Source organism: Polyangiaceae bacterium (genome assembly GCA_020633205.1).
GTDB lineage: Bacteria > Myxococcota_A > Polyangia > Polyangiales > Polyangiaceae > JAHBVY01.
Genome location: JACKEB010000013.1, coordinates 594,945 through 609,890 on the forward strand (window position 1 = coordinate 594,945; position 14,946 = coordinate 609,890).

Consider the following 14,946-nt stretch of genomic DNA (forward strand, 5'->3'; position numbering starts at 1 on the left):
GCCAGCCAGAGTGCCCCGTTCGGGGGCCGTGACGCACTCGCCCGATGGAGCGAAGGCGTCTCCGCGTTCTTCCCCCATGGAAGCCGCCGCGTCCCTGGATTTAGCCTGGTTTCGCGTCTTGGCGCGTCTTGCGGCGTTGGCCATCGGGCTGGGCCTGACGGCCTGCGATCGCAAGCCCAGTGTGGGAGCGACGCCCGCGGTGTCGGCGGCGCCTTCCGCCAGCGCGGACGCGGACGAAGGCGAGCAGGCCGCGGCAGCGGACCCCAAGGAGCAACTGGACCCCGCGATCTGGCGCCCCAACCCCGAGGCGCCACCCAAGGACCGCCTGCCAGGCACGGACGCGAGCGTCGAGGACCTGCGTGCGTTCATCAAGGCCCATCCAGAGCACGCGAAGCGTGCTGAACTCGAAGCGCGCCACGACGAGCTGCTCGCGCCGTGCTTGGTGAGCCAGGTGCCAGCCGCCCAGAACTGGCCGTATCGCGTCGCGAGCTGCAGTCCTGAACAGGTGCTCGTCGCTGAAGGCATGGAGCAGCGCGCCGACCGTTACCTCGCGGAATGCATCGTGTGCAAGGACGAGTTCATGGTCAAGGCGCTGCGCACGCGTATGCGCTCGGCAGCGCCGACGGCTCGACGTGAGGCGGCACTGCACCGCGTCGAAGTTGGCTTGTTCAACCGCGATGTGGACGCCGCACAGCAGGCCATCGCCGACCACGCCTACTTGGGCGATGCGTTCCTGAACTACGCGCGACGCAAGCTCAAACGCCGCTTCAAGCCCGACGAGTTGAAAGGCGATCTCGGCGACCCGAGCTGCTCGCTGCCAGTTCCCGCCGGTGGAGGTACGCGCGTCTTCTTCTCTCCCGAACAACCGGAAAACGGCGAAGCCTTCCGGGTGATCGCGGTGAGCGAGACGGCGCGCTCCGGTGCGGCCCTTGATTTGATCCGCGCGGATGGGGGTGAGGTCAAACTCGAGCTAGCGCAGCACGGTGGGGGGCCGCCGTATTACTGGGTTGGCAAAGCGAAGCTCGATCGTGGCAGCTACCGCGTCAGGCTACGGGGCGGCAGCGAAGCACCCCTTTGCCAGCGCTTCGCGGTCAAGGGCCGTACGGCGCCCCGCCCACAAACCGAAGGCGAGGTGTGGCCCACCCGTAGGAGCTGGGATCGAGACTACGAGAACCTCTATTCCGTGTGGATTAGTACGCTGTTCGATGCTCCAGAGGCCACGACCTGGCACGGCTTTCACAGCGTCACTCAGGAGGCAGATCGCAACATCTTGTTCGACCACCTGGGCCTCGCGGAAGATTCGGGCAAGGGGCCCAACGCACTCAACATGACCCCCGACTGCGCCGACGGTCCGCACTTCTTTCGAGCCTACTTCGCGTGGAAGCTCTCGCTCCCGTTTGGTTACCACCGCTGCCGCTTTGGCAGCCTCACTGGCGCGCCGAAGTGCGCCGATTGGACCACCAACGAAGGCGTCGCGCCGGAGCCTGAGAAGAAGCCCAAGCAGGCCAAGCTCGCCAAGGCTGAAGACGACGCAACACCCAAGCTTGCTGACGCTGGGGCGCTTGCCACCACGACGGACGCTGGCGCTGACGCTGGCGACCCAGAGCAAGCGCGCAAGCCCGAGCGCAAGGTGCCGTTCATCCGTTTGACGGAGCCGCGGGACCCGCCGACTCGCGAAATGACGCGCTTTTTGGCGCTGGTGAAGAACGAGATCAACGCGCGCAGCCTGCGCACGGACTTCGCCGATAGCGTCACCGACTTGTATCCGGTGCCGCTTACCCGCGAAGCGTTGCGGCCGGGCACCGTGTATTCGGATCCCTACGGACACACCTACACCTTGGTGAAGTGGCAGCCGCAGACCAAGGAGCAAGCGGGCGTGCTGCTCGCAGTGGACGCGCAGCCCGACGAGACCATCAACATCAAGCGCTTCTGGCGCGGCAACTTCCTGTTCTCGCCCCTCGGTAAGATCGACGGCCACGGCTTCAAGGCGTTTCGGCCCATCGTGATCCAAGAAGGCCACGACGGAGAGCCGGATCGCCTCGACTTGCTCTCGAACTGGGAAGTCTCTGTTGCGCGAGGCTACTCCAACTACAGCCCTGAGCAGGAGGGCTTCGACGCCCCCGGCTTCTATGGACGCATGGAGCAACTGATCAACCCGGAGCCCTTGAGCCCCGTGCTGGCGTACAAGGAGCTCCATCGGGCCCTGCATCGTCAGCTCAAGCAGCGCGTCAAAGAGATCGAGCTGGCCCAAGAATATCTGCGCAGAAATCCTAATGAGACCATCGATATGCCGCGCGGCCAGGCGATCTTCCGCACCACGGGTCCCTGGGAGGCGCTGAGCACGCCCTGCCGCGACCTACGACTGCTGGTCGGCATCGACGCGCTGCGCGACTTTCCAGAGCAGGTCATTCGCGTCGCGCCTCAGCCCGATGTACTGCGAAAGCACCTCGCGCGACTGCATGAAGCGTGGAGCCGCGCGCGCCATATCAGCTACACCAAGAGCGACGGCACCACGCAGCAGCTGAGCCTGTTCGATGTGCTCCAGCGCGCGACCAACCTCGAACTCGGCTGGAACCCCAACGATTGCCCCGAGCGTCGCTGGGGTGCGCCTGAAGGTTCGGAAGAGGCCAAGAGCTGCAAGGCCAACGCACCGGACGAGCAACGGGAGCGCATGGAAGCGTTCCGCCACTGGTTTGCGCACCGCTACAGCTGCGGCTAGCGCCGCGCCCTTTGGAACCGGGTTCGATGTGGCCGGGGGTATGAGCGCTTGATAAATTGTCCGCTGTGCGGACGCTTCTGTTCGGAATCTCGCTGGCTTTTCTCACGCTGTCGTTGATTGCCTGTTCCGGTGACGACGAGGGCGACCTCACCCCCAAAACATTCGAGGTCGGCGACGCCAAAGTAACACCTGATCGCGGCGGCTCTGTGGTGGTTTCCGTCGGCGACCGCGATCTCGTCGAACTCGCGAGCCAAGGGCCCATCGCGAGGCGCTTCGACTGGAGCTTCCAGGGGTCAACGGCGCTCTTCACCTTCAACCGCGACAACGAACAAGCCGTGCAACTCGAGTACGACGTCGGTGGCGTCGTCGCCCTCGGTGGTGAAGTGCTGATCCCGCTGCGTGCCTCGAGCGGGTTTGGGGGGGAGGAAGCGCTCGCCGGCACCGTTCATTTCAGCGAAGAGCGCCTCGGTACCACGCGGATACGTGTCGAGCTGAGCGCCGGGTACGATTCTCTGGCGTTACCCATCGTGTGCACGCCAGAGGCCTCCTTCTACGGCTTCGGCGGTCAGTACAACGCCATCGACCAGCGAGGAGAAGCCTTTGACCTGTTCGTGCGCGAGCAAGGCATCGGTCGTGACCCCGAAAAGCCGTACGGCTTCACGAATGGCGGACCCCACACGACCTACTTCCCTATGCCGTACTTCGTCGACGCCCGAGGGTTCGGCGTGTACTGGCGCACGGATCACCGCAGCTTGCTCGACTTGTGTCAGTCGGACCCTGACGTCGCTTGGATCGAGGTCGAGAGCGGTGAGCCCCTCGATCTCCTGGTCCTGCACGGCCCGACCATGCCCCGGGTGATCGAGGCGCTGAGCGAAGAGGTTGGGCGCCCCACGGCGCCGCCGAGCTGGGCGTACGACCTGTGGGTGGGATCTCAAGGCGGCCGCGACCAAGTGCTGGCGGACGTCGACGCGATTGAATCCGCGGGGATCCCTGCGGGCGCCTTCTGGGTGCAGGACTGGACGGGGATCCGCCAGAACCTCGATGGCGGCTTCGGCGTGAACTACCGCTGGACGGCCGACGACACGCTGTATCCGGATTTGCCCGGCATGATCGCGGGCCTTCACGACCGGGGTTACCGCTTCTTGAGCTACGCGAATCCTTTCGTGCCGAAGAACCTGAACCACTTCGACGAAATGGATGCCCAGGGTCTCTTGATACACGACGCGGACGGCAACACCTTCACGCCCATCGCGCCGAACGGTACCGCTTCCATGCCGGACCTCACGAACGATGCCGCGCGGCAATACGTCAAGGGCTATCTGCGCCAGATGGTGAGGGACGGCCATGACGGTTGGATGGCGGATTTCGGGGAGTGGCTGCCGCTGAACGCGGTGCTCAGTGACGGCAGCGACCCCCTCGTGGCGCACAACCGCTACCCCATCGAGTGGCACCGGCTGTGGCGCGAGGTGATGGACGAAGAGCGACCGAACGGCGACTTCGCGGTGTTTGGGCGTTCGGGCTTCCCCGGCGTGCAACAGGTGAGTCAGATCCACTGGATCGGCGATCAAGAGTGCGACTTCAAGCCGACGGACGGCTTGCCGACGGTGGTGCCGGCGCTGATCAACTTCGGGCTCTCGGGTGTGCCGTATGTCACCCACGACATCGCCGGCTTCAGCGGCGGACCCCGCACCAAGGAGCTGTTTCTGCGTTGGACGGAGCTCGGCGCCTTCACGCCCATCATGCGCACGCACCAGGGAAACAAGAAGCTCGAGAACTGGGCTTGGGACAGCGATGCGGAGACGATCGCCCACTTCAAGCGCTTCGTGCTGATCCACCAGGCACTGCGCCCGGAGTTCGAGCGCCTGGCGGCCGAGAGCGAGGCAACGTCAATACCCAGCATTCGCGCGCTGGCCATGCAATTCCCCGAGGATGCAGGCAGTCGCGCGATCAGCGACGAGTTCATGCTGGGTGAACGCGTGCTGGTCGCGCCGGTGGTGACCGAAGGCGCCAGCAGTCGAGAGGTGTATTTGCCTCCCGGTACCTGGAAGCATGCGCTGACCGGAGAGGCGTTCGAAGGCGGTCAGCGAGTGACGGTGCAGGCGCCGATCGGGACCCCGCCGGTGTTCGTCACGGCGGAGTTCAGCATCGATCTCAGCTCAATCCAGTAGCGTTAGGTTGGATCCGTAACCTGACCCATGAACAGGATGAAGCCGGTGTGCACATCGCGGATCAAGAACAGAAACGGGTGATCCGCGCGGATTTCTGGTTGCTGAGGCGGTAGTGAGAGGCGCACGATGCCGGCCCCCGTAGCGGCGGCGGCCTCGGTACCCTCCTCGTTCACCTCGATGAAGCTCTGATGGTAGACGTCGCTGACGGCATAGGGTTGGTCGCCGAAGATCCCGCTCAAGTTGGCTCGGCGTTCGAACGCGTCGACGACGCCAAGCGCCCGCAGCGGCCCCTTGAGCTTGACCGAGCCGTTCGGCTTGATCGTGAAGCGGGGTAGCCAGAGCCGGACCTTCGTGTCCGTTGCCTCACCGAGCCATCCGTCGAGCGCTTCACCGTTGAGGTCCTCGGTGAGCTGCTGGAGACTGCCCGGCTGCTTCGGGACGAGCAGCGTCATGCTGAAGCGTTCGCCTTGATAGGGCAGTTCGACGAGCTGCAGAGCGCTGGTTTCGGCGTACTTCAGCCGCGCGTTCAGCGCCATGGTGGGAACTTGTTTCTCTCCGCGCGGCGTCTTGAACGGCTGGTCCAGGGTTGAACCGTGTGGAAACGCCGTCTGCCATTTGCCCTTGAAGTAGACTGCGTTGGTCAGCACCAAGCGGGTGTCCGAAGTCACGCCGTCCTTTGGCATCAGGTCACGGATGTGTTGCTGCGTTTGCTCCGCTACCCAGCTGTTGATGTGCTGTCGCGAGACCTCTGTCGCGCCCACGAAGTCGACTGCCTCGGCGCTCGCTGCGTACTTCTGCAGGGTGGCTTGGAAGTCCGAGCGGAGGTGAGATTCACGGTGCACGAAGAGGCGATTGCTCATCAACAGCTCATACGGCTGCTGCGCCTCGGGCTTGCCATAGCACTCTGCGAGGCCGCCTAGCGCTGCGTGGCTGCGGCCCTCCGGCAGGGCCACATGCAGCGCCTGCTCGAGTTGCCGCGCGGTAGCATCTCGAGCTCCAACCCGCAGCATGTTCAGCGTGATGCCGATGCTTGCGGGAGAGATGGCGAGGTTGTCGTCGCCTTCGGGTAGCTGCCGATAGAGGTCGAAGCCGAATGCATTCGTGGCGGCCGCCATCTCGCTCACGTCTTTCGGCGGCGGCACCGCGCAGGCGGGGGCTGGGTCGAACTCCGGGTTGGCCTCAGTGGTTTTCGAAGCATCGACCGGGGCGCGAGGTTCAGGGGTGGTGGAGCAACCCAGCAGCAAAGAGACTGCGAAAGGAAGCAGCTGTAGCCGGTGCAAGTTTCTCAACGGGGATCCTCCACGCGTCCCATGAAGAGGACGAAGCCAGTCTGGGTATCTCGAATCAGAAACAGGAAGGGGTGATCGGCGCGTACGACGGGATCGCTGTACGGCGAAACCCGAGCGAGTCCGAGCCCCGTCGCAGCGGTTGCGACGGTGCCCAGCTCGTCGACCTGGACGGTCGCTTGGTGAAACACGTCGTCTACGAAGTATCCGGCGTCTCCGAGGGCGCTGAAGTCCGCCTCGCTGGAGTCGAAGACTCGCTGCAGGCCAAGGGCCTTGAGCGCGGGCTTGAGCGAGCCATTGCTGACCGGTTTGACGTCGAAGCGCGGCAGGTAGACGGACACCGTCTGGGGCGTGAGGCGTCCTAGCCAAGTCCCCAAGGTCGCTTCGTCGAGGCCCCGCATCAGCTTGGTGAGGCCATAGGTGGCCTTGGGAACGATCAGCGTCATGGCGAAGCGATCGCCCTTGTACGGTAGCTCGACCAGCTGTGCGCTGGACGTTGCTGCGTACTTGAAGCGCTTCTTCAGCGTCATCAACGGGACGTCTACGTCGCTCGTCGGGGCGTGAAACGGCTGGATTTCTGTTTTCTGCTTGGAAAATGGGTGCTGCCAGAAGCCCTTGAAGTAGATGGTATTGACGATCACCGCCGAGGTCTGCGTCGAGATGCTGCCATCCGGCAGGATCTCCTTGATGTTCTGTCGCGTCTGGGTCGCGACCCAGCGGTTGATGTGCTTGCGACTGGGGTCGGGTGCGTGAGCGAAGTCGACCAGCTCGACGGGGGCCTTGTACTGCTTGAGCGCGTCACCGAAGCCCTGCTGCAGCTTGAGCGTCTTGGCGCCGAACATGCGGTTCGCCGTAAAGAATTGATACGGGTTGTGCTGGGGCTTGGAGTAGCACCGCGATAGCCCACCCACTGCCGCGTGGTGCTCCGCTACCGGCTGAGACACGGCGAGGGTGTCGACCAGCTCTCGCGCGGTGTCACCTCTCGCCCCATTGAGCAGCATGCTGAGCGCGAGGGTGATGCTCGAAGGAGAGAACACGAGGTTTCCCTCGCGGTCAGCTAGCTTGCCGTAGAGCGCGAGCGCGAACGCGCTATTGGAGTGGACGGCGGCCTGCACATTCGCGAGGTCGGGCTGCTCACAGCTCGGGCTGGCCGTCCACGCCGCGTCCAGGTCCAAGGGGGGCGGAGGTGGAGGCGCGGTCGGGGGTGAGGGAGCCTCGGGTGGAATTGCTGATTGCTCCGGCGCGGGCTCTGGTGAAGGGACGACAGTGCTCACCGTCGGCTGACTGCTTGCTGTCTCCGGTAGCTCTGCGGCTCTCGGAGGTGGCGCCGCTGGGCTGCCAGCGCACGCGAAGAGCAGGCCAGTCAGAGCGAGGGGGCGAATGTTCAAGTAGATCCTCCAGGAAAAGAACGCCTGGTCGCGACCGGGCGGAGGGATTGGACGGTCGACGTCGTGATTCGGTCCTACAAGCGAGCTTTTTTCGGAGGATCGCCCCGTGTTGCGGTTTGCACTCAGGGCGCCAGCTGCACTCGAGCCCTGCGCCTTTGCCCTCACGGGGTTTTGTGCTTGGATTCCGCCCCATGACCGCTCCCAAGATCGTTCCGCGTCGCAGTGTTCTTTACATGCCAGGCTCAAACGCCCGCGCACTGGAGAAGGCCAAGAGCCTTCCGGCCGACGGTTTGATCTTGGACTTGGAGGACGCCACCGCGCCCGACAAGAAGCTCGAGGCGCGGGAGCAGGTGTGCGCGGCGGTGAAGGAAGGTGGCTACGGTAAGCGTGAGCTGATCATCCGGGTGAACGGTCTCGACACCGAGTGGGGTCAAGACGATGTGAAGGCCGCGGCGAAGGTGCCGTGTGACGCCATCTTGCTGCCCAAGGTGGAGACTCGTGCTCAGATCGAGCAAGCCGTCGGGCTGATGGCGGGCGCCGACGCGCGCACCCGCATCTGGTGCATGCTCGAGACGCCTCTCGGGATCTTGAATGCCAAAGAGATCGCCTCGGCACATCCGCTGGTCGGCTGCTTCGTGATGGGTACCAGTGATCTGACGAAGGACTTGCACGCTCAGCACACGGCGATGCGGCTGCCGATGATCACTTCCTTGGGGATCTGCCTCTTGGCGGCGCGCGCTTATGATCTGGCCATCCTGGACGGCGTGTACCTGGATTTGAACGACGCGGACGGGTTCAAAGAGAGCTGCGTGCAGGGCCTCGAGCTCGGCTTCGACGGCAAGACGTTGATTCACCCGAAGCAGGTGGAGCCGTGCAACGAGGTGTTCGCGCCCAGCGCTGAAGCCGTAGACCACGCGCGCAAGGTGATCGCGGCGTACGAAGCGGCAGTCGCCGAGGGCAAGAACGTAGTGCTCGTTGACGGCAAGCTGGTGGAGAACCTTCACGCTGAGAGCGCGCGTCGTCTCGTGGCGCTTGCGGAAGCGATCGGCTGAGATGAGCGCCATCCCGACCATCGACGGCAAGCGCGTCTACGAGAACTACGACTCCGAGAGCGACGTCCTAGCCGGGCCTTGGGACGCCATCGTGATCGGCAGCGGCATGGGCGGCATGTCCTGCGCTGCTTCGCTCGCGCACTACGGCTGGAAGGTGCTGGTGCTCGAGCAGCACTACGTGGCTGGCGGCTTCACCCACAGCTTCGCTCGCAAGGGCTTCGTGTGGGACGCGGGCGTGCACGCCATTGGCGAGATGCGCGAGCAAGATGTACCGGGAAAGATGCTGCGCTGGCTCACCGGCGGCAAAGTGGAGATGGTGTCGCTCGGCGATCCCTACGACCGCTTCAGCTTCTTCGACGGCTTCGACTGGGGGCTACCCGAGAGCCGGGCGCGCTATGTCGCTCAACTGAAAGAAGCCTTCCCGGAGCAGGACGCAGCCCTTGAGCGTTACCTCGCGGCAGTGCATGAGGCGTCGCAAGCGGCGCTGCTCTTCTTCGCGATGAAGAGCTTCCCTGAAGGCGTGGAAGGCGCCGGGCGCAAGGTACTCGACACGCTGTTTGGCGCGAAGCTCCTCAAAGGCGAGAAGAGCCCCTTTGACTGGTGGGAGCTCACCACCTCCGAGGTCCTGGACGCTTGCGGGGTCGAGGGCAAGCTGCGCACGGTGCTGACGTTGCACTGGGGCTACTACGGCAGCACGCCCAACGAGTCGGCGTTTCCGATCCACGCGCTGACCCACAGCCACTTCTGGAACGGCGCCTACTACCCGAAGGGCGGCTCCAAGGAGTTCGCGGCTCAGCTGTTGAACATCGTCAACCAGGCCGGCGGTCGCACGCTGGTGAAGGCGAGCGTGCGCAACATCTTGGTCGAGCAGGGGCGCGCCGTCGGTGTCGTGATGGAAGACGGCACCCGCGTGCGTGCTCCGGTGGTGGTCAGTGCCGCCGGCGCGAAGACCACGCTGAAGAGGCTCGCTCCGAAGTCGCTCCGGGAGAGTGACTACGCGAAGGAGATCCTGGCGTTACCTGACTCGCCGCCCTACATCTGCCTCAACATCGGCTTCCAAGGCGATATCCGCGCGGCAGGGGCCGCGAGCAGCAACCGCTGGTTCTTCGAGACCTGGGACAACGAGGATCGTCTCTGGGACCTGACCGACAAGGACTCCAAGGCGCCGATCCTCTACTGCTCGTTTCCTTCGCTGAAGGACCCGCTCTACGACGCGGGACCGAAGCAGAAGCACACTGGCGAGTGCGTCACGTTTGTCGACTGGGACTTGTTCACGCCCTACCTCGAGAGTGAACTCTTCAAGCGCCCCGATGCGTATGAAGAGCTCAAGCGCGAGATCGAAGAGCGCTTGGTTGCGCACCTGAAGGAGCGCATGCCCGAGCTGATGGAGCTGATGGTCTACTGCGAACTCAGCACGCCGCTCACCACGCAGCACTTCACCGCGGCGAGCCAAGGGGCCATCTACGGCCTCGCAGCGACCCCGGCGCGCTTCACCTGTCGCAAGTTGCGCACGCGCACTCCGCTCAAGGGTTTCTACCTCTCGGGCGTCGACATCGCGTCCCTTGGCGTGGTGGGCGCCATGACCACCGGGATGTTGACGGCGGCGACCCTCGACCCTCGTGTGTACTTGCACCTGATCTGAGCCGCGCTCTCTTTGACTGGTTCCTCGGCGGCGAAAACCGTCGGTCTCGAGGCGCGCCTCTCGTACCCTCCCAGACATGTTCGATGTCGGGGAGATCGAGGCTGCGTTCAGGAACTACTGGCAGTGCGGCATGATCCGCGAGGATTGGGACGCCTGGTGCGAGTGCTTCACCGAAGACGTGGAGTACAAGGAGCGCATGCTCGGCGACATGCACGGCCGTGAAGCGGTGCGCGCCTGGATCAAGCCGTTGATGGAGGAGTACACGTCGATCTACGGCGTGTACGAGTGGCACACCGTCGACCCAAGTGGTCGGGTGGTTTTCTATATGCAAAATCGTCGCGACCGCCCCGGTGGCGGCGCGCCACTCGACTTCCCGGGCATCACCATCCTGCAATACGCGGGAGACGGTCGCTTCTCGATGGAGGAGGACTTCTGGGCCATGAAGCTCGCGATGAGCTCGCTCAAGGAGTACAAGGAGCTGTGCAAAGCTCACGACCCAAGGCACCCAGAGCGTCGCACGCGTCTTGCGTGGGACCTCTCCCCCGAAAAAACCGGCCCGGAGTGGACCCGTGGCCCAGAGAGCTTTTGGGATCACCCCCATCACGCTGCGCGCAAGCCTGCAGCTCTCTAGTCGTCCCTTCTTTTGGGGGTGAGGGGAGGCTCGCATGACGCAGGACACTGCTACCGCCGGACCCAGCCCCGAGGCACTCGCGCCGCTCCTGCAGCCGTTCGAGCTCGGCTCGCTGTCGCTCAAGAATCGCCTCGCGATGGCGCCGATGACGCGCAACTTCTCACCGGGAAATATCCCGGGCGCCGACGTCGCGGCGTACTACGAGCGCCGAGCCCTGGGTGGCGTTGGGCTGATCATCAGCGAGGGCACGCTCATCGACCATCCAGCAGCGAGCGGCTACCCCGATGTGCCATTTTTCCATGGGGAATCTGCCCTTGCTGGATGGCAACGCGTGGTAAGCCAGGTGCACGCGGCCGGCGGCAAGTTCGCCCCGCAGCTCTGGCACTGCGGAAGCGTGCGTCAACTGGGAATGCCGCCGGATCCGAGCGTCGGCGGCGTCGCGCCCAGCGCCGTTGCTCACCCCGGAGCCGGCGTGCTCGGCGGCAGTAGCGACGCGGAGCTGCCCCATGCGTTGAGTGAGTCGGAGATCGCTGACATCATCTCCGCCTTCGCGGGGGGCGCGGCAGACGCCGTGCGCATTGGTTGCGACGCCGCGGAGTTTCACGGCGCCCATGGCTACCTGATCGACCAGTTCTTCTGGGACAAGACCAACCAGCGCACCGATGGCTGGGGCGGCGACTTCGTGGCGCGGACGCGCTTCGCGGCAGAGATCCTCAAAGCCGCACGGAAAGAGGTGCCGCCTGACTTCCCGCTGATTTTCCGCTTCAGCCAGTGGAAGCTCGGCGGCTACCGCGACAGGCTGGTGGAGTCACCGGCAGAGCTCGAGCGCTGGCTTACGCCCCTGGTCGATGCGGGAGTAGATATCTTCCACTGCAGCACGCGGCGCTACTTTCAGCCTGAGTTCGAAGGCTCTGAGCTGAACTTGGCTGGCTGGACCAAGCAGCTCACGGGGAAACCCACCATCTCCGTGGGCTCCGTCGGGCTCGATACGGACTTCTTCCGCACCAACGTGGGCGCGGCGACGGAGCAAGCGTCCATCGAGCCGCTCCTCGAGCGTCTGGGCGCTGGGGAGTTCGACTTGATCGCCGTCGGGCGCGCGCTCCTGGCCGATGCGGAGTGGCTGACCAAGCTCACCAGCGGTCGCGCGCAGGAGATCGTCGGCTTTCAAAACGAGATGAAGGCGACGCTCTACTGAGCTGCTAACGACTGCGCTTCGGGAGCTTCGAGCGGAGCTTACCGAGGGAGCGTTTGGCCTGCTTCCGTGCGCGTCCGCGGGCGAGGGCACCGAGTAGCCGGGCACCCTGGGTCAATTGCGAGCGGTGCGGCCGTGGACGCTCGTCGTCGAACGACAGCCAAAGCCGCAAGAGGTGCCGTTTTTTGTCGGCTTCTGGATGGTCCTCGTAGTCGGTGCGGGCGTGGAGCACCGTGTGATTCGACAACAGCTGGATGTCACCGGGTGCGAAGTCGTACTCCAGGTACATCCCGGGCTCGTTGGCGATGGCGTCGTATGCATCCAGGAGCTCGCGATCCTTCAGCGACAGCTGCGGTGCACCGGGCTGCTGCTCTGCCGTGCGGAAGTAGTCGCCATGATAGAAGGTGCGGAGCTTGCCTTGGGAGTAGCGGCAAGGTTCGATGGGAAAGAAGTCGAGGCCCCCATCGCCGCGCGTGTCGAAGTGAAAGGTTTCGAAGAGCCGGAGCGCGAAACCCGGGTGCTCTTCCCAGAGCCGATTCCACACGCTGACAGAGCTCACGAAACGGCTCTGGCCGCCGCGCTTCGCGGTCTTTAGGCAGAGCAAGCCCACCGCATCTGCCGCGTCGCAGTGGTAGTTCAGCGCCGCGCTCGTCTGATAGCCGCGCACATCGGGCGCATCGTAGGAGACGCCCTGATCTTTGACGTGCCCGAGCAGCTCGTCCCGCTTGTTCTGCGCGCCAGGTGTCCCGAGGTGCTGACCGAGCGCCCAGAACACGAGCTCCGCGTCCGCCTGGCTCCAGCGCTCGACCGGCAGCCCGCGCACCACTTGGACGCCGGACCCCTCATGCACCGCGCGGCGCCAGTGCCGCAGCTTGGTTTGTAAGCCTGGCAGGGGGAAGTCGCTCAGGCTCAATTCAGCGAGCGGTTTCAGGGTTTCTTTCGCGTAGGCGAGTGCCGCTTCGAGCTCGGCGACGTCCTCTTCACTCAGCTGATCGAGCCAGTCCTCTCGCGCTCCGAGCTCGTCTCCGCGCCATGCGGCGGGGCCGTCCACTGGACCCGTGGGGAGCTCCGTGTGCGGACGAATCAGGTAGTGAAGCGTCTGCAGAGTGACCGAGTTGTACGCACGAGCCATCTTACCCCCTCGAAGTGTCCTGTCTCCGCGGTTTGCAGCGAACCTCGCGCGCCCGCTTAGTGGCTGCGCGATTGCGGCCGAGCCGCACCGTGGCTCAGGTCTGTTCTTTGGTCTTCAAGAAGCGGATCTTCGGCCACTCTTTTTCAGTCGTCTCGAGGTGCCAGTTGTTGCGCGCCAGGAACACCGGCGCGCCGTCGTGATCCTCGGCGCCAGCGCCGCGGTTGTTATCGATGAAGCGCTTCAGCTCGAGGTTGTCGTCGCACTCCACCCAGCGTGCGGTGTGTAGGGACGTGCCCTCGAAGCGCACGGGGATTTCATATTCCGTACGGATGCGATCGGCGAGCACGTCGAACTGCAGCGACCCGACCACGCCGACGATCCAGTTGCCGCCGATCGTGGTCTTGAAGACGCGCGCGGCGCCCTCCTCCGCGAGCTGCAGCAGCGCGCGGCCGAGGTGCTTGCTGCGCATGGGATCCTCCGCACGCACTGACTGCAAGAGCTCCGGCGCGAAGCTCGGCACGCCTGTGAACACGATGTCTTCGCCTTCAGTCAGCGTGTCGCCGATGCGCAGGTTTCCGTGGTTGGGCACGCCGATGATGTCACCCGGCCAGGCTTCTTCGGCGATTTCCCGATCCTGACCCAAGAAAGTGAGGGGGTTGTGAATCGCCATCACCTTGCCGGTGCGGGCGTGCTTGAGCTTCGCGCCGCGCTCGAAGTGACCGGAGCAGACGCGTACGAACGCGATGCGGTCGCGGTGCTTCGGGTCCATGTTCGCTTGGATCTTGAATACGAACGCGCTGACCTTGGATTCGCTCGGATCGACTTCGCGGGACTTCGTTGGCTGGGGGCGCGGGCTTGGCGCGTGATGCGCCAGGCCATCGAGCAGCGCTCGGACACCGAAGTTGACCAGCGCGCTGCCACAGAACACGGGCGTCAAGTTGCCTTCGAGGTACGGCTCGAGCTCGAAGGGCTTGCACAAGCCTCTGGCCATCTCCACTTCCTCGCGGAGACGCGCCAGGACCTGCTCGTCGAGCAGCTTGTCCGCCTCGGGGTTGCCCAAGCCTTCGATGGTCTTGCCTTCACTGGCGACCGCTCGCGCGGACTTGTCCATCAGCACGATGCGATCGTTGATGATGTCGTAGTAGCCAGCGAAGCGGTCCCCCATGCCGATGGGCCAGGTGACGGGTGTGACCTCGAGCTGCAGATCCTGCTCCACTTCGTCCAATAGCTCGAGTACGTCGCGCGCTTCGCGATCCAGCTTGTTGATGAACGTCGTGATGGGCATGTCCCTGAGGCGACACACCTCGAACAGCTTGCGCGTCTGGGTCTCGATGCCCTTCGCGGCGTCGAGCACCATGACAGCGGAGTCCACCGCGGTGAGGGTGCGATAGGTGTCCTCGCTGAAGTCTTCGTGGCCTGGCGTATCCAGCAGGTTGAAGGTCTTTTCGCCGTACTCGAAGGTCATCGCCGCGGACGTCACGGAGATCCCTCGCTCGCGTTCCACCTTCATCCAGTCCGAGCGCGCGCGGCGCTGCTCGCCGCGGGCTTTCACGGCGCCGGCCATCTGGATCGCCCCACCGAAGAGCAGGAGCTTCTCGGTGAGCGTCGTCTTGCCGGCGTCCGGATGGCTGATGATGGCGAACGTGCGCCGTTTCTGAATTTCTTGTTCGAGCTTGGTCATGACGTCTCTGCCAGGCGAGCCGGGGGGCGCTGCTTAGCACGAGGCGCCTAGGGGT

General features: G+C 64.5%; 10 protein-coding genes. 6 read left to right on the forward strand and 4 right to left on the reverse strand.

The annotated features are described in order from the left end of the window. The first annotated feature begins 76 nt into the window (after nucleotides 1-76). Both H6718_18890 and H6718_18895 read left to right on the forward strand, forming a co-directional pair. Nucleotides 77-2,719, forward strand: coding sequence for a hypothetical protein (locus tag H6718_18890; GenBank protein ID MCB9587475.1), 2,643 nt, complete (start codon nucleotides 77-79; stop codon nucleotides 2,717-2,719). Between the two features lie 65 nt (nucleotides 2,720-2,784). Continuing rightward, the gene (locus H6718_18895; protein ID MCB9587476.1) at nucleotides 2,785-4,887 is read left to right on the forward strand and encodes a hypothetical protein; all 2,103 of its coding nucleotides are present in this window, start codon (nucleotides 2,785-2,787) and stop codon (nucleotides 4,885-4,887) included. Nucleotides 4,888-4,889: 2 nt separating this feature from the next. Here H6718_18895 and H6718_18900 read toward each other — a convergent pair whose 3' ends face one another. Together H6718_18900 and H6718_18905 are read right to left on the reverse strand one after the other, a co-directional pair. After that, on the reverse strand, nucleotides 4,890-6,176 hold the full coding sequence (locus tag H6718_18900; GenBank protein ID MCB9587477.1) for a serpin family protein: 1,287 nt from the start codon (nucleotides 6,174-6,176) through the stop codon (nucleotides 4,890-4,892). After that, nucleotides 6,173-7,561 carry a serpin family protein gene (locus H6718_18905; protein ID MCB9587478.1) on the reverse strand — a complete coding sequence of 463 codons (1,389 nt, stop codon included), beginning with the start codon at nucleotides 7,559-7,561 and terminating at the stop codon, nucleotides 6,173-6,175. The genes H6718_18900 and H6718_18905 overlap by 4 nt, the downstream gene beginning before the upstream one ends. A gap of 191 nt (nucleotides 7,562-7,752) precedes the next feature. Between H6718_18905 and H6718_18910 the strand changes: the two genes are divergently transcribed. The 4 genes from H6718_18910 to H6718_18925 all read left to right on the forward strand — a co-directional run bounded on the left by H6718_18910 (nucleotide 7,753) and on the right by H6718_18925 (nucleotide 12,081). Then, the gene (locus H6718_18910; GenBank protein ID MCB9587479.1) at nucleotides 7,753-8,613 is read left to right on the forward strand and encodes a CoA ester lyase; all 861 of its coding nucleotides are present in this window, start codon (nucleotides 7,753-7,755) and stop codon (nucleotides 8,611-8,613) included. A 1-nt stretch (nucleotide 8,614) separates the two neighbouring features. Continuing rightward, nucleotides 8,615-10,255 (forward strand): NAD(P)/FAD-dependent oxidoreductase, encoded by a 1,641-nt coding sequence (locus tag H6718_18915; GenBank protein MCB9587480.1) that lies wholly within the window; start codon nucleotides 8,615-8,617, stop codon nucleotides 10,253-10,255. Nucleotides 10,256-10,331: 76 nt separating this feature from the next. Then, complete coding sequence (locus H6718_18920; GenBank protein ID MCB9587481.1) at nucleotides 10,332-10,886, forward strand: nuclear transport factor 2 family protein; 555 nt, start codon at nucleotides 10,332-10,334, stop codon at nucleotides 10,884-10,886. A 34-nt stretch (nucleotides 10,887-10,920) separates the two neighbouring features. Further along, nucleotides 10,921-12,081, forward strand: coding sequence for an NADH:flavin oxidoreductase (locus H6718_18925; GenBank protein MCB9587482.1), 1,161 nt, complete (start codon nucleotides 10,921-10,923; stop codon nucleotides 12,079-12,081). 4 nt (nucleotides 12,082-12,085) lie between these two features. Here the strand turns inward: H6718_18925 and H6718_18930 are convergent, their stop codons facing one another. Next, entirely contained in the window at nucleotides 12,086-13,210 is a 1,125-nt protein-coding gene (locus tag H6718_18930) for a TauD/TfdA family dioxygenase (protein ID MCB9587483.1), read from the reverse strand. Nucleotides 13,211-13,304: 94 nt separating this feature from the next. After that, nucleotides 13,305-14,891, reverse strand: coding sequence for a peptide chain release factor 3 (locus tag H6718_18935; GenBank protein ID MCB9587484.1), 1,587 nt, complete (start codon nucleotides 14,889-14,891; stop codon nucleotides 13,305-13,307). Between the last annotated feature and the right edge of the window lie 55 nt (nucleotides 14,892-14,946).

Coding starts and splice junctions, on each gene's coding strand:
- H6718_18890 (MCB9587475.1), top strand. CDS start 77: ATGGAAGCCGCCGCGTCCCTGGATTTAGCCTGGTTTCGCGTCTTGGCG.
- H6718_18910 (MCB9587479.1), top strand. CDS start 7,753: ATGACCGCTCCCAAGATCGTTCCGCGTCGCAGTGTTCTTTACATGCCA.
- H6718_18915 (MCB9587480.1), top strand. CDS start 8,615: ATGAGCGCCATCCCGACCATCGACGGCAAGCGCGTCTACGAGAACTAC.
- H6718_18920 (MCB9587481.1), top strand. CDS start 10,332: ATGTTCGATGTCGGGGAGATCGAGGCTGCGTTCAGGAACTACTGGCAG.
- H6718_18925 (MCB9587482.1), top strand. CDS start 10,921: ATGACGCAGGACACTGCTACCGCCGGACCCAGCCCCGAGGCACTCGCG.
- H6718_18930 (MCB9587483.1), bottom strand. CDS start 13,210: ATGGCTCGTGCGTACAACTCGGTCACTCTGCAGACGCTTCACTACCTG.
- H6718_18935 (MCB9587484.1), bottom strand. CDS start 14,891: ATGACCAAGCTCGAACAAGAAATTCAGAAACGGCGCACGTTCGCCATC.